Annotated in this window: 17 protein-coding genes; 9 read left to right on the plus strand and 8 right to left on the minus strand. The window is 60.6% G+C overall.

The window, feature by feature from the left end; genetic code table 11:
• The first annotated feature begins 13 nt into the window (after nt 1-13).
• The 4 genes from metG (at nt 14) to HMPREF1531_RS08260 (ending at nt 5,236) form a co-directional block, all read left to right on the plus strand.
• A complete protein-coding gene (metG, locus tag HMPREF1531_RS08245) occupies nt 14-1,801 on the plus strand; it encodes a methionine--tRNA ligase (protein ID WP_016669487.1) in 1,788 nt (595 codons plus the stop codon).
• A gap of 884 nt (nt 1,802-2,685) precedes the next feature.
• Entirely contained in the window at nt 2,686-3,477 is a 792-nt protein-coding gene (locus HMPREF1531_RS08250) for an aldo/keto reductase (protein ID WP_036897570.1), read from the plus strand.
• Nucleotides 3,474-4,718 carry a threonine ammonia-lyase IlvA gene (gene ilvA, locus HMPREF1531_RS08255; RefSeq protein ID WP_016669489.1) on the plus strand — a complete coding sequence of 415 codons (1,245 nt, stop codon included), beginning with the start codon at nt 3,474-3,476 and terminating at the stop codon, nt 4,716-4,718. Before HMPREF1531_RS08250 ends, ilvA begins: the two co-directional genes overlap by 4 nt.
• Nucleotides 4,719-5,017: 299 nt before the next feature.
• The gene (locus tag HMPREF1531_RS08260; RefSeq protein ID WP_016669490.1) at nt 5,018-5,236 is read left to right on the plus strand and encodes a hypothetical protein; all 219 of its coding nucleotides are present in this window, start codon (nt 5,018-5,020) and stop codon (nt 5,234-5,236) included.
• A gap of 200 nt (nt 5,237-5,436) precedes the next feature.
• Here HMPREF1531_RS08260 and HMPREF1531_RS08265 read toward each other — a convergent pair whose 3' ends face one another.
• Complete coding sequence (locus HMPREF1531_RS08265) at nt 5,437-7,101, minus strand: glycosyl hydrolase family 28-related protein (RefSeq protein ID WP_016669491.1); 1,665 nt, start codon at nt 7,099-7,101, stop codon at nt 5,437-5,439.
• Between the two features lie 367 nt (nt 7,102-7,468).
• Between HMPREF1531_RS08265 and HMPREF1531_RS08270 the strand changes: the two genes are divergently transcribed.
• The 5 genes from HMPREF1531_RS08270 (at nt 7,469) to HMPREF1531_RS08290 (ending at nt 14,206) form a co-directional block, all read left to right on the plus strand.
• Nucleotides 7,469-8,761 carry an amidase domain-containing protein gene (locus HMPREF1531_RS08270; RefSeq protein ID WP_016669492.1) on the plus strand — a complete coding sequence of 431 codons (1,293 nt, stop codon included), beginning with the start codon at nt 7,469-7,471 and terminating at the stop codon, nt 8,759-8,761.
• Nucleotides 8,762-8,771: 10 nt separating this feature from the next.
• A complete protein-coding gene (locus HMPREF1531_RS08275) occupies nt 8,772-9,077 on the plus strand; it encodes a hypothetical protein (RefSeq protein WP_016669493.1) in 306 nt (101 codons plus the stop codon).
• Nucleotides 9,074-9,472: a hypothetical protein gene (locus tag HMPREF1531_RS08280; protein WP_156860225.1), complete on the plus strand. Its 399-nt coding sequence runs from the start codon at nt 9,074-9,076 to the stop codon at nt 9,470-9,472. The genes HMPREF1531_RS08275 and HMPREF1531_RS08280 overlap by 4 nt, the downstream gene beginning before the upstream one ends.
• Nucleotides 9,473-9,654: 182 nt before the next feature.
• Nucleotides 9,655-13,212 carry a pyruvate:ferredoxin (flavodoxin) oxidoreductase gene (gene nifJ, locus HMPREF1531_RS08285; RefSeq protein WP_016669495.1) on the plus strand — a complete coding sequence of 1,186 codons (3,558 nt, stop codon included), beginning with the start codon at nt 9,655-9,657 and terminating at the stop codon, nt 13,210-13,212.
• A 1-nt stretch (nt 13,213) separates the two neighbouring features.
• Nucleotides 13,214-14,206 (plus strand): dihydroorotate dehydrogenase-like protein, encoded by a 993-nt coding sequence (locus tag HMPREF1531_RS08290; protein WP_016669496.1) that lies wholly within the window; start codon nt 13,214-13,216, stop codon nt 14,204-14,206.
• Between the two features lie 43 nt (nt 14,207-14,249).
• Here the strand turns inward: HMPREF1531_RS08290 and HMPREF1531_RS08295 are convergent, their stop codons facing one another.
• The 7 genes from HMPREF1531_RS08295 to HMPREF1531_RS08325 form a co-directional block, all read right to left on the minus strand.
• Nucleotides 14,250-14,852: a hypothetical protein gene (locus HMPREF1531_RS08295; protein WP_016669497.1), complete on the minus strand. Its 603-nt coding sequence runs from the start codon at nt 14,850-14,852 to the stop codon at nt 14,250-14,252.
• 40 nt (nt 14,853-14,892) lie between these two features.
• Nucleotides 14,893-16,644: an ATP-binding protein gene (locus HMPREF1531_RS08300; RefSeq protein ID WP_016669498.1), complete on the minus strand. Its 1,752-nt coding sequence runs from the start codon at nt 16,642-16,644 to the stop codon at nt 14,893-14,895.
• A 21-nt stretch (nt 16,645-16,665) separates the two neighbouring features.
• A complete protein-coding gene (locus HMPREF1531_RS08305; protein ID WP_016669499.1) occupies nt 16,666-16,893 on the minus strand; it encodes an acyl-CoA carboxylase subunit epsilon in 228 nt (75 codons plus the stop codon).
• Nucleotides 16,890-18,464 carry an acyl-CoA carboxylase subunit beta gene (locus HMPREF1531_RS08310; protein WP_016669500.1) on the minus strand — a complete coding sequence of 525 codons (1,575 nt, stop codon included), beginning with the start codon at nt 18,462-18,464 and terminating at the stop codon, nt 16,890-16,892. The genes HMPREF1531_RS08305 and HMPREF1531_RS08310 overlap by 4 nt, the downstream gene beginning before the upstream one ends.
• Nucleotides 18,465-18,610: 146 nt before the next feature.
• Nucleotides 18,611-19,327 (minus strand): peptidase E, encoded by a 717-nt coding sequence (locus tag HMPREF1531_RS08315; RefSeq protein WP_016669501.1) that lies wholly within the window; start codon nt 19,325-19,327, stop codon nt 18,611-18,613.
• Nucleotides 19,324-19,815 (minus strand): 2'-5' RNA ligase family protein, encoded by a 492-nt coding sequence (locus HMPREF1531_RS13935; RefSeq protein ID WP_198011023.1) that lies wholly within the window; start codon nt 19,813-19,815, stop codon nt 19,324-19,326. The genes HMPREF1531_RS08315 and HMPREF1531_RS13935 overlap by 4 nt, the downstream gene beginning before the upstream one ends.
• A gap of 32 nt (nt 19,816-19,847) precedes the next feature.
• Nucleotides 19,848-20,489, minus strand: coding sequence for a Maf family protein (locus tag HMPREF1531_RS08325; protein WP_036897576.1), 642 nt, complete (start codon nt 20,487-20,489; stop codon nt 19,848-19,850).
• Nucleotides 20,490-20,535 lie beyond the last annotated feature (46 nt).

The raw sequence follows: 20,535 nt of genomic DNA on the forward strand, positions 1-20,535 counted from the left end.
TAAGATTGAGCGTATGTGTGCACACATTCTCGCCACCGCTGCCTGGCCGTATGCGAACGGCCCCCGTCACATCGGTCACGTCTCCGGATTCGGCGTGCCCTCCGACGTCTTCGCGCGGTACATGCGAATGTCGGGCCACAAGGTGTTGCTGGTATCCGGATCTGACGAGCATGGCACCGCAATCCAGGTGAAGGCCGAAGCTGAGGGGCTCACCCCGCAGCAGGCGGCTGACAAATATCACGGCATCATCGTCGAAGACTTGCAGGGGCTGGGGCTCTCATACGACCTATACACCAGAACCACCACCCGCAACCATGCCGCGGTGGTGCAGGAGATGTTCTCCACCCTGCTGCGCAACGGTTGCATCGTCGAGAAGACCCTGATGGGTGCCATCTCACCGTCAACCGGACGCACTTTGCCCGACCGCTACATTGAGGGCACCTGTCCGATCTGTTCTTTCGAATTCGCTCGTGGTGACCAATGCGACAACTGCGGAAACCAGCTCGACCCGATCGACTTGGTCAACCCGAAGTCTAAGATCAATGGTGAGACCCCGGAGTTTCGTGAGACCTCGCATTTCTTCCTCGACTTGCCTGCCGTGGCCGATCAACTCAAATCGTGGCTGGATTCACGCACCGACTGGCGTCCGAACGTGCTCAACTTCTCCTACAACTACATCAAGGAGTTGAAGCCCCGGGCGATTACCCGTGACCTCGACTGGGGAGTGCGGATTCCTGTCGACGGTTGGCGAGATGAGGACCTCAAGCGCATCTACGTGTGGTTCGACGCTGTCACTGGCTACTTGTCGGCCTCCATCGAGTGGGCCCGTCGCAGCGGTGATCCCGAGGCTTGGCGGGCCTGGTGGAATGACCCTGAAGCCCGGTGTTACATGTTCATGGGCAAGGACAATATCGTTTTCCACTCGGTGATCTGGCCCTCCATGCTGCTAGGAGTCAATGGTGAATCATCCCGCGGTGGGGAAAAGTCCGGATGGTTCGGTCGCCTCGAGCTGCCCACCGAGATCGTCTCCTCCGAGTTCCTCACCATGCGGGGCTCCAAGGTCGATACGTCTCACGGCCACGTTATTCTGGTCCGCGACTTCCTGCGTGATTTCGGCGCTGATTCCCTACGCTATTACATCTCGGTGGCCGGCCCCGAGGCTCGGGACACCGATTTCACTTGGGACGAATTCGTTCGCCGCAACAACACAGAATTGGCCAACGAGTGGGGCAATTTGGTGAATCGCTCGATTTCCATGGCTCACAAGAACAATGGTGCGATTCCACCCGCCCACGAATTGACTGAGGTGGACACCAGATTGCTGGCCTCCTCGAAGGATGCCTTCACGGTGGTCGGCGAGCTGTTGGAGCAGCACAAATTCAAGCAGGCAATTACTGAGGCGATGCGCGTGGTCTCTTCGGCGAACCAGTACCTGTCGCAGACCGAGCCGTGGAAGCTCAAGGAAGACACCAATCGGCGTGACACAGTATTACACGTCGCCCTACAGGTGGTCTCCGATGCCAACACCTTGCTTACCCCGTTCCTGCCGCACTCGGCCCAGAAGGTCCATGAAATGCTCGGCGGTATAGGCGTCTGGGCTGCTCAGCCCGAGGTGAGGATGGTCGAGGAGGATGAGGGTGATCCCTACCCGATTCTCACCGGTGACTACGCGAACGAGAAGGCGGCATGGGCATCGACGCCGATCATTGTCGGTACTCCACTGGCCAAGCCGGTCCCGCTGTTCCGCAAGCTCGACGAAACCTTGGGTGACACTGGCCCACAATGGGCTCCGCTCGGCTGAGCCTTTTGTCCAGAATTAGGCCTCGGATCTGCCGCGGTCAGTGTTGCATATCCTGGGCTAGCCTCATAGAGGGCATCTGAGACCGAGTATCCGCCGGCGTCGATCAGTCCGGTCGCTGTGGTGTGTCGGTAGTACCTGTTGCGGGGAAGCGGCAGGATAGCGGCGATGAGGTTATCGACGATGGCTAGGGGCAGCAGAAAGCTGCGTACGCTGCCGAGAGTGGTGAGCCGATGACTGCTAGAGCGAAGGAAATGTCGGTTGTGGTGGGGGAACTGCCCAGCCGGAAAGAGCTTCTGGATTAGCGGAATTAGCCATGGCGAAGATTATTGCAGGAGCGGTCACTCCGTCGACTGTCGTGATTACCAGAGTCAAGGCGTATCACGGATTGCGCAGATCACCGGCTATGATTTCCTGCCTGGTTTATAGCCCAGCCATGAAAAAGAAAACCGTCAACAATCCATCGGCCGCCCGATGGCCTATCGCCAGGTCGAGATGCAACAGGCTGATGTCATGGCAGGTGGGTGTCTTGGAGCTTGAAGTAGAACTCGGCGGTAACCACCGTTCGCCAAGATGCTGGCGCCCGAGACCGCGATCAGTAGTAAGATCCCGCCGATTAGCTCACTGTGCAGCAGACCTAGATTCGCTGTCATTCGAACCAGGACCCGTGGAAAGGACGGTGCCATGTGCGGGTTAGGACAATCTGTTCATCCATCATGGGTCGTATCTCATCCATCATGGGTCGTATCACAGTGGCTCGACGGGTAGTCGGGGATGACCGGGGTGGGGTTCTCTGGGCACGGCCATACCAGGTATCTACCCCAGGTTGCCGATCCTCTTTCGGTGTCATGAGCAGAGCGGCCGAGGTGTCGACTAGCCTGTTGCCCATGAGGATCCCCCAACTCGGTTTCGGTACTTGGCGGTTGTTCGGCGACGAAGGATGTGATGTGGTCGTCGAGGCGCTTGATGTCGGCTATCGCCACATCGACACCGCCCAGATGTATGGCAATGAGGAAATGGTTGGGAAAGCGATTTCTCTCAGTGGAATTCCGCGCGAGGAGATCTGGATCACCACCAAGCTGGACAACCCGAACCACGCCCCGGTGTCTGCTCGTGATTCCTTTGCTCGTTCCTTGGACGCCCTGGGAGTCGACCATGTCGATCTGTTCCTCATGCACTGGCCGCTGCGGGACGAGGCAGGTTTCGTGCGCACCTGGGAGACCATGCAGGAATTCTCGTCTGATGGTCGGGCCACCCACATCGGTGTCTCTAATTTTCATGCTCATCATCTGGAAGCAATCATCGAGGCAACCGGCGTCACTCCTTTTGCGAACCAGATCGAGGTGCACCCTTATCTGGTGCAGAAGGAACTGATCGATTTCTGTCACTCGAAGCGGATCCTCGTGGAGGCATGGTCGCCGCTCGGGCGTGGGCGAGCCTTCGCGGAACCGGTCATCGTCACAATCGCCGAACAACTGGGACGGACCCCGGCTCAAGTGGTACTGCGCTGGCAGCTGCAACGTGGGTTGGTGGTCATCCCCAAGTCCGCGAACCGCGAACGGATAATCGAGAACTCCCAGATCTTCGACTTCGAGCTGACCGACGACCAGATGACCGCAATCACATCCCTGCACAACGGGGAACGTATCGGCCCCGACCCTGACGAGCGCGACCAGTGACTATCACCGCTTCAGACATAGAAACCGCGGCCAGGCGGCTGGAAGGCGTCGTCCGACGCACCGAGCTCACCGAGTTGCGGCGTCTCAGCGAAGCGAGCGGCGCGAGGGTGCTGCTCAAACGGGAGGACCTTCAACCGGTCCGCTCTTATAAGCTGCGTGGCGCCCACAATCTGATGTCACAGCTCAGTGAGGAGGAGCGTGCTCTCGGAGTGGTTTGTGCATCGGCCGGCAACCACGGGCAGGGCGTTGCTCATGCCTGCGCTCAACTCGGCATCAGGGGACGGATCTTCTGCCCTACAACGACCCCACGCCAGAAGCGGGATCGGATGCGTAGCCTAGGAGGCGAATGGGTGGAACTGGTCTTCGTTGGCAATACCTACGACGAAGCCGCTGCTGCCGCTGTCGCTGAGGCAGCGGTCACCGGGGCAGTCAAGGTACATGCCTTCGACGACGAACGCACGATCGCCGGGCAGGCGACCGTTGCGGTGGAGATTGTCGAACAACTTGGTCGGGCCCCCGACGTATTGTTGGTCCCCGTTGGCGGTGGAGGACTGCTGAGTGGATGCCTCACCTATCTGCGGGAACGCTGGCCCGGAACCCGGGTAATCGGTGTGGAACCGGTAGGTGCCGCGTCGATGCAGGCCGCGCTATGGGCCGGACGGCCTACTCAGCTCGAATCTATCGATACTTTTGCTGACGGTGTCGCGGTGAGCAAGGCGGGGGAGAACACCCTGCCGATCATCCAGCGCTACGGGTGCGAATGGGCGACGGTCCCGGAAGGCCAGATATGCTCCGAGATGCTCGACCTCTACCAGATCGACGGAGTAATCGCCGAGCCTGCCGGGGCGCTGGCCGTTGCTGCGCTGCGTGACCAAGTCGAGGTCTCTGCGGGACAGACAGTTGTGGCGATTGTCTCGGGGGGCAACAATGATGTCTCCCGCTACGCCGAGATCGTCGAACGTTCGTTGGTCTTCGAGGGCCGAAAGCACTATTTCTTGGTCTCCTTCCCCCAGGAACCCGGGGCATTGCGCGGTTTCCTCGACAATGTGCTGGGGCCTGAGGACGACATCACCTTGTTCGAATACACCAAACGCTCGAACCGCGAGCAGGGCCCGGCCCTGGTGGGGATCGAATTGGGCGATCCGGCAACTCTTGATGTCCTGATGCAACGGATCGAGGTCTGCGGGTTGCAAGTGGAAAAACTTGATCCAGCATCCCCGTTCTATCGGCTCATGGTGTGAACCGGCACGGGGATCGGCACCATCTCCTGTGCGGTCGTGGTGCAGTCTCGGGGGATTGCAGATGGCTTGTCACTGATCCGATCGGGTTCCGCATCATGGGATGCGATTTCCCGCCCCGGATACTTCCGGCTAAGCTACCGGCCATGTTGACGAAGGCTTCTGCACCGGTGCAGCGTTTCGTCATCTCCTCCGGCTCTTGTTGTCGGTGTTGCCGCATGCGCGGCGCCCACTCCTGACGATGTGTTCGGCGGGGCTGGGCAGGAAACCCAACACCCGCACACCATCCAGGAGAGCCACTCATGACCGTCGATCTTTTCTTCGTCCAGTCAAATTCCGCCGCTTCCGCGCTCGACCAGCTTCGCGCCGAGCTTGGTCTGCACACCCGTATCGTCGCTGAGCGCACCACCACGATGGAGATCTTCCCGGTGCACGTGTCGACCGTCGAACTTGAGCCCGGGGCAGCAGACCTAGTCACTAACTGGTTCACGAACCGGGGCATCCACTGGTTCGCGCGGTGAACACCCCCCGGGCGATGATCGCCACTCCAGACTCTGTTGGGTGGTTCGCCGAGCTACAGACAATCGGCGAGATCCTTGAGAACATGTTTGGTCGCCGAACTGTTGCGCGTCGCATAGGTTCTGCTCGTGGGCTAAACGCGGTGGGCCCCACCCCTCTAGAGGAGGGGTGGGGCCCACCGCGTTCTTGATATTCACGGGGCTCAGGGGTGCTGTGCGATGATGCCCACGCTGGAAGTATTCTCGCCGTTGCCACCCAGGTCGGTGAAGGTGGTGGTCACGGTGATGGTCTTGTTGGCATCGGCATCGGTCAGCTGGTAGCTGCGCGAGGTGGCTCCGGGAATCGCTACCCCGTCGGCAAGCCACTGGTAGTTGACATTCTCGGGCACGCCATTGGGGTCCAATACCTCGGCGTGGACGGTCTGCCCGACTTTCGTCGTGCCACGCACATATGTGCCGGCCTTGGTCGCAGCATCATCGACGTGGTTGTGGACGCCCGCGTCAACGGTCTTTCCTCCGATGTGGACATTGCCGGTGACCTGATTGTCTGTGGCACCGGAGAACAGGTGCAGGGTCATCGGGAAGGCCATGTTCAGCTGGTTGCCAGCATTGCGGATCGTGTTATTGATCACCTGGCAGCCAATTGCGCGATGCAGCATGATCCCGGATTCGTTGTCCAGCACCTGGTTACTCTCCAGGCGCACGCCCTTGATGGAAGCATCGTTCTGCTCACCCCAGGTCAGGACGATGCCGTCGCCGAGGTTCTCCGAAAAGACGGAATCACGAACCTCGACGTTCTCGACGAGGTTGCCGTTCTCTGGCTCAATGTCTAGTCCAGCCTGCGGGGCAATCCCGTTGGTGCGGGAGAAGGTTGAGTTCAGCACGCGAATGTTGGTGCCGTCCACGATCGACAGACCCTGCCGACGGTTGTTGACGGAGGTTACATTGCACAGTGCAACCTGATTACTGCGGGCATCCCAGACCTGCCAGGCCTGGCCGATGTAGAAGCCATCGCCCCAGAAATCCTTGGAGGTGACATCCTGGACAGTCACCTTCTGGGAGGACTGGATGTTGACGCCATGGCCCCACTCGCCGCCCTGCCCGGTGTGCTGGTATCGCTCACCGATCAGTGTGCCGCCCACGAGGTTGGCGTTTTCCACCTTGACAAAGGAGATCAGGGAGTAATGGGTCGTGTTGGTCGGCAGAGCCTTGAGAACGGCATCGTCGGCCAGTTTCAGGGTGACATTGTTACGCATCATCAGGCCATGCACCGAGTCCACGGCGATGGGATTGATCATGTAGGTGCCGCCTGGGATGTTGACGGTGCCACCGCCCGCGTCTGACGCTTGGTTGATCGCTCGTTGGATGGCCGCCGTGTCGTCGGTGCGGCCATCGCCCACAGCGCCGAAGGCGGCATCCTTGACCTGAAGGGATAGCCCAGTGGTCTGGGTTGTTATGCAGGACTGCGTGAGCTGGGGCGCCCGGGCCAGTGGTCGGCCTGCGGACGTCTGCTGGTCATTGGTCGAGTCCTGGGGAACGGACAACTGCCCGTTGCCGCTGGGTACGAGTTGTACCCCTCCCGCAGCCGTTTGCGAGGTGGTGTCCGAGCCCTGGGGAGATGATCCTTGGCCAGAACCTCCGGATGCCTGGCCGGAGCCGGGGCCGTCGGAGGCCTGTGCAGGATCTTGCTGGAACGAGTGCTCATCAGTCTCAGGGGACGATGAGGACTGCTCGTTTGATGATGACGATTGACTGCTCGGCGGCGCAGCCACTGGGGCCGCGCCGTGAACGTCCTGTGATAGGTCTGATTTGCAACCCGCCAAGGCGATGACGAGGAGAAGAGGAGCCAGGCTGATGGCCTTGCGCATGATCTACCCAATCTTCCGGGGGTGATACCGAGGTATCCTTGCTATTCATGCCGGACGAGGGAACTGATCGTGTCGCCCGACCGACACCAACATAACGTTACCTTAACGGTATCTGAGAGTGCTTTGTAGAACCTTGGAACAGTTGATGGCAACAAAGGGCAGGTTTCCTACGTGGTTCAGTGCTCGGCCCGGATATTTGATCTTGGTTTGGGTATTCGCGTTGTTCTCTCCTCTGTCATGATCATCTGATTCGCCTGTCGGTTGTTACCGGTTATCACCTGATAGTTCGCCCCAGTGTGGACTCCGGTGTTGGTGTGGGTGCTCCTTTGGCGACGTACTCTTGTGGGAGAGACAAGGAGGCACCCTCATGCTCACTGTCAGTCAGGTAATGAACTCCAACCCCAGCCAGTGGGGCGATGCAGAAGAAGCTCTCGCCCGCATGTCCAAGGACATGAACGAGGCCGCTGATGGCCTGTACAACCGGGCTGGGGGCAAGCTGGAAAATTTTTGGACCGACGCGAACGGAAAGCAGGCGCATACCCGAATTACCGAGCTGGCTAGTAGTTATAGCGTGTTGGCGATGCTATTGCGGGCGGCATGTTCGGTACTGACTGGGTTGGACCTGTCGTTGGGCACCTGTCGTAACACGGTTGTTGATCTTCTGGGACAAGCCAAGGCGTACGGGTTTTCCGTGGCTGAGGACGGGAGTGTTGAACTCTCGAGTGAGCAGATGTCCTCCACGAATCCGACGAATGCAGTAGTGAAAGCACATAGCATTGAGGCTGGTCTCAAGGATGCCTTATCGGATGCGACGCGAATCGATGAGGAAGCCGCCAAGATGCTTGGTGACGAGCGGATGACCCAGTTGGACTTTGACAAGGACGGTGACGTCGACGCTGATGACATCAAGGGACATCGAGACGATGGGCAGACCTTGGACATGAGTTCCCAGGCTGCGCTGAAGGAGATCCTGGCAGCCATGCCGCTGGATGGAACTGAGCAGGAGCAACAGCAGTGGTGGAACTCCTTGTCCAAGGAGGAACAACAGATGTACATGAATGCTGCACCGCTTGAGGTGGCCGGTATGAAGGGAGTCCCTGACGACGTCAAATCGCAGATGTCGGGCTCGGACGAGCTCGGTTACGACCGGTTGCGGCTGCTCCAGTACGCTCAGGATCATTGGAACGATTCCTCCATTGACTGGGACAAGAAGAACAACTGCACCAATTTTGTGTCGTTGGCTTTAGAAAATGCTGGCCTTGATCCCAAGGGAACCTTCACTCTCCAAGATGACAGCTGGGGGCACGGTTCGTGGACGCAGGGGCCGTGGGGTCTCAACCCGGGTTCCTACAGTGACTCCTGGGGTGGTGCCGATGCGCAACATGATCTGTTCACGCGCAGTGGATCGCAGGAGGTGCAACAAGGTGACGTTCGTCCCGGTGACATCGCCTACTGGTCCCAGCAGGGCGCGGGGGAGAATTCAGCAGGAGTGGAACACCATGCGGCCATCGTCACCGGAGTCCTGCCGAATGGTGATGTTCTGTACACACAGCACACGGGGAACAGAGAAGACCAGTCGCTGGCTGCTCGCCTGCCCTACAACAACGTGCAGGAGGGTGATCAGGACATCAGATTCGTTCGTGTGAAGCAGACGTGGTAGGAGGAGAAAATTGGGTATCGAGATCAACACGGACATGGTGGCCAAGGCCTCTGAGGAGACCCGGACAGCTGTTGATGGTGCTGTTGAGCGGGCGAATGCGTCCTTGTCTACTTGTACCGGGGCCAGCGGCGCCAACAAAGATTTCAAGACCAGCGCTGCGTTGGACAAATGCGTGGAGGCCTGGGGCAAGATCATCGGTGATCTGGTCAACAAGTCTGTCGAGACTGCCGATGACTTGTCGGCTACGGCGCAGAGTGTCGACTACACCGAGGATGAGAACCGTAGGGCTGCTGCTGCATTGCAGGGGTTGTTGTGAGAAGGGCTGTTGTCGTATTGCTGGTGTTTTTGGCGGGTTGTAATCCGCTGGGTGCTCATCTGAGTTCTGAGGAGATCGCGGTCATGAAACCTGCCGAGGTGCTCACCCGGTTCATTGAGGCCGCGCAGCACCGTGACCAGCGCACCGGTGAGCAGCTTGCCGGTGAATGCTGGGTGGCAGTGCACGGTTGGTTCGTTGATGCTGGTCCGAAGGTCCGCGACTACAAGATCCCTGAGGTGGATGAACCAGCTGCCGGCACACTAGCTGCGTGGATTGACTTCGACTACACATCGGGTTCTGCTGATGGCTCCAAGGAGACTTGGCATGCCACCTTGCGTCGAGACAGTACAGACTCGCCGTGGCGAGTGTGTGAGATCTACGACTTCGGGGGCTGAACCCAGGATTCACAGTCCTGCCTAAGGGTAGGAGCGCAGATATCATCGTCAGCCTGATGCCTGATGCCTGATGCCTGATGCCTGATGCCTGATGCCGGGTCAGGGGCACCTGAGTGGCAAGAACGGTGCAACGCACGAGACGGTCCTGCCCCATTAAGTGAAGGCTGTGGGACAATCCACGGGTGGTTGATGTGAGCAACACGTGGGCAATGACAGACGGCAACGAGGCAGCGGCACGCATTGCGCACCGATTGTCCGATGTTATCGCTATCTACCCGATCACCCCGTCCTCGGCCATGGCCGAGGCTTCTGATGCGTGGAGCGCGGTGGGTCGCACCAATATCTGGGGCGAGGTCCCCGAGGTCGTCGAGATGCAGTCCGAGGCCGGTGCGGCCGGCGCTCTCCACGGAGCGGTTACCAAGGGATCACTGGGCACGACCTTTACCGCGTCCCAGGGTCTTTTGCTGATGATCCCCAACATGTACAAGATCGCTGGTGAGCTGACTCCCGCAGTGATCCACGTCGCAGCCCGTACCGTCGCCACCCATGCGTTGTCCATCTTCGGTGATCACTCCGATGTGATGGGTGTCCGGATGACCGGCTGGGCAATGTTGTGCGCTACCTCCGTCCAGGAGGCCCAAGATTTCTCGTTAGTTGCCCACGCCTCGACCCTGCGCACCCGGGTCCCATTCCTGCACTTCTTCGATGGATTCCGTACCTCTCATGAGATCAACAAGATCCGGCTGCTGTCCGACGACGATATCCGGGCGTTGGTCCGGGAATCTGATGTGCTGGCCCATCGTGGGCGGGGTCTCACCCCTGACGCTCCCTCGATCCGGGGTACTGCGCAGAACCCGGATACCTATTTCCAGGCGCGTGAGGCTGCCAATGTCTTCTACGATGCGGTGCCGCAGGTCGTGTCGGAGGTTTTTGATGAACTCGCTGGACGAACCGGTCGCCGCTACCAGTTGGCTGAGTACCATGGGGCGCCCGACGCGGAGCGGGTCATCGTCGTGCTGGGATCAGCCTGGGGAACCACCAAGCAGGCGGTCGATGCCCTGAACGCTGGGGGGGAGAAGACCGGGGTGCTCACTTTGCGGTTGTACCGGCCATTCCCGGCCGGTGAACTCATTGATGCGTTGCCCCGCACCGTACGCTCAATCGCGGTGCTGGACCGCACCAAGGAACCGGGGGCCAACGGGGAACCGCTGTTTGCCGATGTCATGGTCGCCGTTGCCGAGCACGCTGAGCATTTCGCTGCTGGAACCCCACGCGTCATTGGTGGGCGCTACGGGCTGTCGTCGAAGGAGTACACCCCCGCCATGGCGGCCGGGGTCTTCGCTGAGCTGGCGTCCGCCAGCCCCAGGAGCAGGTTCACCGTCGGTATCACCGATGACGTCACCCATCTCTCGGTCACCGTTCCTGATCACTTTGACGTCGGTGATCAGGCCTTGGGCGCGGTCTTCTATGGGCTGGGCTCTGACGGCACTGTGGGCGCATCGAAGAACACGGTGAAAATCATCGGCGCTGACGAGAATCGCTACGCCCAGGGTTATTTCGTCTACGACTCCCGTAAGTCCGGAGCCACCACGATCTCCCACCTGCGTTTCGGTGACCGCCCGATCGATTCCGCCCATCTCATCACCGAGGCGGATTTTATCGCCGTCCATCAATTCGACCTGGTGAACCAGATGAAGACGGTGGACATCGCCAAAGTGGGTGCTACCGTGCTCATCAACTCACCCTACGGCACCGATACCTGGGCCCATCTGCCTCGCGAGGTGCAGCAGATCATCGTTGACCGAGGTCTGCGGGTACATGTCATTGACGCGGCATCCGTCGCTAGGGCCGCTGGGCTCGGGGCGCGGATCAACACCGTCATGCAGCCCTGCTTCTTCTACCTGTCCGGGGTCGTCGATCGTGAAGAGGCCATCCCACGGATTAAGGCATCCGTCGAGGCCACCTACGGTCGTCGCGGCAGGTCGGTGGTCGAAAAGAATTTCGCAGCCATCGACGCAGCCATCGACGCACTCCACGAATTGGAGACACCAGCGGTGGATTCCGAACTGCACCGCATGGCACCGATGCCCGATTCTGCCCCTGACTTCGTGAAGAAGGTCACCGCGGTGATGCTGGCCGGGGAGGGGGACCGGTTGCCGGTCTCCGCCATGCCGGTGGATGGGGTGTGGCCCTCGGGCACCACAAAGTACGAGAAGCGCGGCATCGCTGCCGAGATCCCGATCTGGGATCCGTCTATCTGCATCGACTGTGGGAAATGTGCCATTGTGTGCCCGCACTCGGCCATCAGGGTGAAGATCACCCCTGCGGAAAACCTCGACGATGCTCCCGAGACCTTCCAGTCGAAGATCTACAAGGATCGCAAGCTGGCCGATCACAGGCTCATTGTGCAGGTTTCCCCGGATGACTGCACCGGTTGCGCGGTGTGCGTCGATATCTGCCCGGCCACCTCGCGTACCGAGGTGAAGCACAAGTCGATCAACATGGAACCGCGCATGGAACATGTGGCGGTCGAGCGGACTAATTTCGACTACTTCTTGGGCATTCCCGAGATTCCTCGCGACCACGTCCGCCACGATCAGGTCAAGGGTGTGGCGGCACTGCAACCGCTGTTCGAGTTCTCCTCAGCCTGCTCCGGTTGTGGCGAGACTCCCTATTTGCGCACCCTGACCCAGTTGTTCGGGGATCGGCTGCTGATGGCCAATGCCACCGGCTGCTCGTCAATCTACTCAGGCAACCTGCCCACAACCCCGTACACCACCAATGCTCAGGGCCGCGGCCCCGCTTGGTCGAACTCGCTGTTCGAGGACAACGCCGAGTTCGGTCTCGGCTTGCGCCTAGCCTGGGAGAAGCAGAATGCCCAGGCACGCCGCTTGGTTGGGGAACTTGCCGGTCATCTGGATCCCGGACTGGTCAGTGGCTTGTTGACCGCTGACCAAACTGCTGAATCCGGTATCACAGCCCAGCGAGAACGCGTCGAGGCTCTCAAACAGGCTTTGGCTAGCCTTGATGACTCCCGGGCCGTTCACCTGCTGTCACTGGCCGATGAGTTGGTCGACAAATCGGTGTGGATCGTCGGTGGCGACGGATGGGCCTATGACATCGGATTCGGTGGTTTGGACCACGTGCTCGGATCCGGACGTAATGTCAACGTCTTAGTCCTGGATACCGAAACCTATTCCAATACCGGTGGCCAGGCCTCCAAGGCAACCCCGCGTGGTGCAGCGGCCAAATTTGCGGTGGCTGGGAAATCTTCTCCCAAAAAGGACCTCGGGCTGTTTGCTCAGGCCTATGGCAATGTCTACGTCGCCCAGATTGCCATGGGGGCCAATCAGCAACAGGCTGTAAGAGCGCTTTCTGAGGCCCAGGCCTGGCCCGGTCCATCGATCGTCATCGCCTATTCGACCTGCATCGCTCACGGCATTGACATGGCCACTTCCATGTCCCACCAGGCCGACGCGGTGGCCACCGGTTACTGGCCGTTGTACCGTTACCGGCCCACCGAGGAGGAGGGAGCGGTACCGCTGCGAATGGATTCCAAGGCTCCATCCGGGTCCGTCGCAGAATTCATGATGGCCGAGAACCGCTATGCCATGCTGAAGCGCGCCAACCCGGGACGAGCAGAGGAATTGTTTGCTCTCGCACAGGCCGATGCCGACGAACGCTGGCGTTACTATTCGCAACTCGCATCCGTGCAACGGGCCAAACCGAAGGGCAACTGACATGGCAGACCTCACCACCAGCTACCTTGGTCTCGATTTGCGGGCGCCGATCATCGCCTCGGCCTCGCCGCTCACCGGCCAGCTTGACTCCCTGCTTGCCCTGGAGAGGGCCGGTGCCGGTGCCGTCGTGCTGCCCTCGTTGTTCCAAGAGGAGGTCGAGGCAGAGGAGATGGCGGCCGTTGACATGATGGAAGTCGGTGATGGCTTTGCGGAATTCGATTCGGCCCCATTGGCTGGCATCGACATGTCCGGGATGGGCACCCAACATCACCTTGATCTGGTTGCCGAAGCCACGGCGAATTTATCGGTCCCGGTGATCGCCTCGGTCAATGGGTCCCGCAAGGGAGGCTGGGTCGACTACGCCAAAGAGCTGGTGGCTGCTGGTGCCAACGGGATTGAGTTGAACCTGTTCTCGGTCAACACCGATGAGACGGAATCATCGGCTGATGTCGAGGAGCGTTACCTGGAGATCATCTCTGCGGTGCGCGCCGGGATAGATGTCCCCTTGGCCGTGAAACTGTCGCAGCACATCACCGGGCTGTCTGCCTTCGCGCTACGGGCTCAGCAGGCGGGAGCAGACGGGCTGGTGCTGTTCAATAGGTTCTACGGTGCTGAGGTGGACCTTGATGCGATGGCCCTCACCTCTAAACTTGCCCTGTCCACTTCAGATGAGTTGCGGTACCCGTTGCGCTGGATTGGAATCCTGCGGGCCCAGCGTGAGGGGTTGGGCTTGGCAGCCACCTCCGGGGTGCACTCCGGCCTGGATGCCGTGAAGGCGATCCTGGTGGGTGCTGACGTGGTGTGCACGACCTCTGAGGTGCTGCACGCGGGGCCTGAGCGAATCGGTGGGATGATCGCCGAACTCGACGAGTGGCTCGACGCCCACGGCTACCCCTCGGCCAACGAGGCCAGGGCAGCAATGAGTGCGGCAAATGTGCCGGATCCCGGTCAGTTCGAGCGGGCTCAATACATGAAGGTGATCACCTCCCGCTGAACACCGGTTAAGGGTCAGTGCTCTGCGGAAAGTGTCCTTCCATTCAACATCGGTTGTCGGTGGTGCCTATGTCCAGGACGATCTTCACATTCCTGCCGTCGTAGGTCGACCAGTAACGCAGATTGCCCTCGGGCAGCAGTGATTCCAGAACCGGCTGGCCGTTGGCAGTGGTACCGTCAAGTGGCTCCGGGAACCCCTGCGTCACGAGCAGAGACCGGTTTGCCGTCAGCCAGTCTTGCCAGGAGGCCCTGCCATTGGCCGAATGACCGAAGGACCACAAAGTCACTGCGCAACTGCCGTTGAGGGTACGCCCGGTCAACAGCTGGTGGTCAACGGACCACTCCTTGACTCCCAACTCATCCTGGGCGGAGTTCATCGCATTGTCGACCAGGCGTGCCCATTGCATCGCCACTTCTTGGTCATCGACGGGTGAGGCTGCTGCTGTGGGCAGGGCCGGTGAGCTGACCGCTCCGGTAGGGGTTGCTTCCTCCGGGCCTGGCGGATTCGCCGGGCCCGTGCCGGTACAACCGCTGAACACCAGCACCGATACCGCGAGGGCGATGCCTGTCATGCCCAGCGATCCGGTTCTACTTGCCCGGGTGGTGGTTGTCACGGCTCGTCGATGGGCGCTCGCATGGATGTCCATCAATCCTCCCTGTTACTTGCGGTTGCTCAAAGGGCCGACCTCAGTCCTTGATCTGGCAGATCACGTCGCCAGAGCCCACTGGGGTACCGGCTGCGATGAGATCGGTGACCACGCCCGAACGATGGGCCAAGATGGGTTGCTCCATCTTCATGGCCTCCAATACCACGACCAAGTCACCCTCGTCGACCCGGGTACCGTTGGCGACTGCCGCCTTGACGATCGTCCCCTGCATCGGTGAGGTGAGGTCATTGCCGGAGATCTCCGCTTTCTTTGTGCTCCTGGCCCGTCGGTTCGGCTTCTTCGGTTTGCGTTCGTCGGTGTGCCCGCCCAGCCCGCTGGGTATCTTCACTTCGACACGACGCCCGTTAACCTCGACGACGACGGTACGCATGGGCTCGGATTCGGTCGGCTCACCGAGTTCCCCGACATAGGGCTCCACTTTGCCGCTGAATTCCGATTCGATCCAGCTGGTGTGCACCCGGAAATCACCGCAGGGGGCAGTGAAGGCTGCATCGTTCAGTACCACACGATGGAAGGGAAGTACGGTCGGCATGCCTTCAACCTCGAACTCGTCCAGGGCACGCCGGGCCCGTGCCAAGGCGTGGTCGCGATCGGTGCCGAAAATGATCAGCTTGCCGATCAGCGAGTCGAAGGCACCAGGAACGGACATGCCCCGTTTATAGCCCTCGTCCATCCGCACACCCGGGCCGCACGGCGGGCGGTAGCGAGTGAGGGTGCCCGGGGCAGGCAGGAAGCCTCGGGCCGCATCCTCGGCATTGATCCGCATCTCGATGGAATGTCCGCGCACCACCGGGTCGGATTCGGGCAGATGGGCACCGTCGGCGATGTCCAACTGCCAGCGCACCAAGTCCCACCCGGTTACCTGCTCGGAGACCGGGTGCTCCACCTGGAGACGGGTGTTGACCTCAAGGAAGGAGATCGTGCCGTCGAGCCCGATAAGGAATTCGCAGGTTCCGGCCCCCACATAGTTGGCCTCCTGCAGAATCGCCCGTGAGGCTTCGTAGAGCCGCTTCTCCTGGGCGTCGGTGAGGAAAGGAGCGGGAGCCTCTTCGATGAGTTTCTGATGACGGCGCTGCAGGGAGCAGTCACGGGTGGACACCACGACCACCCGGCCATGCTGGTCCGCCAAGCATTGGGTCTCCACATGGCGGGGCTTGTCCAAGTAGCGTTCGACGAAGCATTCACCGCGACCGAAGGCAGTGACTGCCTCACGGGTTGCAGACTCGTACTTTTCACGGACTTCCTCGCGGGTGTAGGCCACCTTGAGTCCGCGCCCACCACCACCGAAGGCTGCTTTGATGGCGATCGGTAGCCCGTGTGTATCGACGAATGCCAGCACCTCCTCGGCATCGGTCACCGGGTCGGGGGTGCCGGGAACTAGCGGTGCGCCGACCTTCTGCGCGATGTGCCGGGCTTGTACCTTGTCTCCCAACTGCTCAATGGCCGAGGGAGGAGGCCCAACCCAGATCAGCCCGGCATCAATGACCTTTTGGGCGAATTGGGCATTCTCGGACAGAAAACCGTAGCCGGGATGCACGGCATCAGCCCCTGAGCGCAGAGCGATGTCGATGAGCTTGTCCTGGTCCAAGTAGGACTCCGCGGGGGTAGATCCGCCCAGGGCAAAGGCCTCGTCGGCGAGGGCGACGAATAACGAATGGTCATCGGTGTCGGCATACACCGCTACCGAGGTAATGCCAGCGTCGCGTGCTGCGCGGATGATACGCACCGCAATCTCGCCGCGGTTGGCGACGAGCAGCTTGTAGATCGTCATATCTGTTTCCTCCGGATCATCTCAACGCAGCGAACCGCGCCATGCCTTGGGACCGTATAGGAAGGTGGGCCGGATGTTGCGCCAGTAGGCGTTCCAGCCACCGGAGATCGTCCGGTCCCGGTTGCTGCGCCCCGGCGGGGGAGCAGCCAATGCCGTGGCCAGCACGACCGTCAGGGCCGCGAGTTCCTCGTCGCTCGGGTTCCCACGACCCACGAGGAAGCGAATGGTGGGTTCATTCTTGCCGTTCACAATGGAACATTCCCGTGCTTCTTGGGAGGTAGGGCCTCGCGTTTGGTGCGTAGCAGCCGCAGGAACCTGATCACCTGGGAGCGGGTCTGGTGAGGGTGGATCACTTGGTCGACGAATCCACGCTCGGCTGCGACATAAGGGTTTGCCAAGGTGCGGTTGTACTCCTCCACGAGTTCGGAGGCTCGTGTAGTGGGATCTGTGGAATTGGCAAGTTCCTTGCGGTACAGGATTTGCACAGCGCCCTCCGCCCCCATCACTGCGATCTGTGCGGTCGGCCAGGCGAGGTTCACGTCGGCACCCAAGTGCTTCGAGCCCATCACGATGTAGGCGCCGCCATAGGCCTTGCGGGTGATCACTGTCATGAGTGGGACGGTGGCCTCGGCATAGGCATAGATCAGTTTTGCCCCGCGGCGAATGATCCCGTCGTGTTCCTGTTCGACGCCGGGCAGGAAGCCGGGCACATCGACGAAGGTGAGCACTGGGATGTTGAAAGCATCACAAGTGCGCACGAAACGTGCGGCCTTCTCCGAGGCCTTGATGTCCAGACAACCGGCTAATACCTGGGGTTGGTTGGCGACGATTCCGATCGAGCGACCCTCCACTCGGCCGAAACCGCAGATCACATTTGGTGCGTAGAGTTCCATCACCTCGCAGAAGTCGTCGTCGATGACCGTCCGGATCACATCGCGCATGTCATAGGCTTGCGAAGCAGAATCCGGGATGAGGACATCCAGGCTGCGGTCCCGGTCAGTGAAGTCCAGATCGACGTCGGTATCGAAGTCGTAAACCGGAGCATCCTCCAGGTTGTTCTGCGGTAGGTAGGTGATCAACTCCCGGACGTATTCGATGGCATCGGCCTCGTCAATGGCCAAGTAATGGGCGTTGCCCGCTTTGGTGTTGTGAGTCCGCCCACCGCCCAGCTCTTCCATCGAGACATCCTCGCCGGTAACGGTCTTGATGACCTCCGGGCCAGTGATAAACATCTGGGAAGTCTGGTCAACCATGACGACGAAATCGGTGAGCGCGGGGGAGTAGACGTGGCCACCGGCAGCTGCCCCCATGATGAGCGATATCTGTGGGATCACTCCGGAAGCTTGCACATTGCGCAGGAAAATGTCGCCGTAGGCGCCCAAGGAGGCCACGCCCTCTTGGATACGGGCGCCACCGCCCTCGTTGATGCCGATGAGTGGGCACCCAGTGGTCGTCGCGAAATCGATGATCTTGGCGATCTTTGCCCCGTAGCGCTCCCCCAGAGAGCCGCCGAAGACCCCGACGTCTTGGGAAAACACGCAGACCGGGCGGCCATGGATGGCCCCCAGTCCGATGATCACCCCGTCACCGTAGGGGCGCTTTGTCTCCAGGCCGAAGGATGTGGCGCGATGCCGGGCAAATTCATCCATTTCGGTGAATGTGCCCTCATCGAGCAGCATGTCTATCCGCTCGCGGGCGGTCATCTTGCCCCGGGCATGCTGACGTTCGACGCTCTGGGCTCCGGCGGCATTGATTGCCTGGTCGATCCGGTCGTTGAGATCGGACAGCTTCGCAGCTGTGGTGTTCGCCTTGGGCTCCATGGAATCCGAGGATAGTTCCCGTTGGCACCGTTTCGTCACTTCGGGGCCCAACTACTGGCGTATGGACCAGATGGGGTGATTATCCGAGGTGGTTGTGACGGATGTCATCCGGCTTCGCTTGATCTGTCCCTGGACCCAGCTGGTAGTCACAGTAATTCGGGATTCAGCCTTTCGATCGCTACTCCGGAGGTCGTCGGCTCACTTGATGGCGACATGCGCAACGCACGTGCACCCTCGCGTTCGGTCACTGCTTTGGCCAGTTTTCCGTTGATCCAGTGCAGCGCGGCCCCGTCGTCGACGGCGTAGCCGCCAGGTAGCGCCCCATTGGCGATCGCATCGGTGAACACGGGCTGACGCTCCGATTCGCCGTCCCAGTGTGGGCAGAAAGAACCCGACAACACTCCCAAGCCATTCTTGACCGGACGCAGATCACCGAAGGCATCCGACAAACAGGCGTCATACCAGCAGGCGGCGCCTGCGGAGAGCCCGCCCAACACGATATTGTCGCCGTTCGTGATCCGCTCGGTGAGCAGCCGGTCGACACCGTGGGCGCGCCACAAGGCCAGCAGATTGACTGTGTTGCCCCCGCCTACCACCAGCAAATCTGCCCTTGCGAGCTGGGCGACTGAGGCCGCGGCATCATTCCACAGGGTGAGCACGGAGGTACGCATTCCCATTGCACCGTAGGCGGTCAGGAACCGGTGGATGTAGGAGGCATCGTCGGCCGATGCAGTGGGAGCAAAACACACCAGTGGAGTGCGCTTACCGGTGAGTTCGACCAGATAACGGTCGAGGTTGGTGGGGGCTCCATTCTCGGTCATTGAGAACCCACCGCCACCCATGGTCAAGATGTGCGCGGTCATGGGCTCATTGTTTCATGCCCGCCCAGGCGCCAGCGGTGCATCTCGTGACAGTTCCCGGACTCATACCACACCAGCTGCATCTCAAAGACGTGGTGATGCGCCGGTAATAGTGCAGCGATCGCTCGTCGGGTTGATGCCAGGTCAACCGTCGTCGATACGGCATCCAGGGTTAGGTGCGGGGTCGGGCTAGGAGCTCCATTGGGTACCACCGACGGGTGAGCCGCCCATACTTGCCGGGTCAGTTCCCGCAGCGGGGCGCCGGGGGTGGGGATCAAGTGAATGATCCCATTGCGGAAGACGTCCACCTCGTTCAGCACGATATCAAAGGGGGGTGTGCGCTGTGCGATGGCCGAGATCGCGCCCAGGTTCCACTCATGCAATGGTGCCAGCACAGTAATGTGTGCGTGGTGGAAGCCGGGGTCCTTGGAGACAAAACCGGGATCATAAAACCGGTTCCGCTCCCGGACCCAGTCCTCCAAGGGGGCCACGCCGATTTGTAGGACACCGTGACCTGGCCAGTTCACCGACGCCACAGCTGGTGCCAACCGATTCCCAGGTCGATAAGCATCTGACGCACCAGTGGTAGCGATATGCCAACCACATTGTGCGGATCCCCGATGATGGAGGTGATAAATGCCCCGCCGTAACCGTCGATAGCAAAGGCACCGGCCACCCGCTGTGGTTCCCCGGTGGCAGCATAGGCGGCGATCTCTGCCTCGGTCAGGTCGGCGAAGGTGACCTCGGTAGTGGCGCACCGCACTTGGGAATGGACTTCGGTGGGCGAGGTGACTACAGCCGCGAAGTGCCCTGTGTGGAATAAACCCCGTCGCCCACGCATCCGGTACCAGCGGACCACCGCGGCCTCGGCGGTTCCGGGCTTGCCGTGTACCCGCCCCTCAATCTCTAGCATGGAATCGCAGGCGAGCAGCACCAGCGGGGCTTGCGCTGTCGGACTCTGGGAGAGCAGATCGGCCAGGACGGATTCGCCCTTGAGCCGTGCCCGTGCCCGGGTCAGTTCGCGTGGGTCGGCGGCGGTCACTGAGGCCTCATCGACCTTAGGGGCGATGACCAGGGGATCCAGCCCAGACGCGTGCAGGGTCTTCAATCGCGCCGGTGAGCTTGAGGCCAGAACAAGGCGGGGAACAGGGGCAGGATGGTTCACCCCTCCATCGTAGGTTGCATATCTGACAAGGACACTGTTCGCCCGG

It is taken from the genome of Propionibacterium sp. oral taxon 192 str. F0372, from assembly GCF_000413315.1.
In the GTDB taxonomy this organism is placed as follows: Bacteria; Actinomycetota; Actinomycetes; order Propionibacteriales; family Propionibacteriaceae; genus Brooklawnia.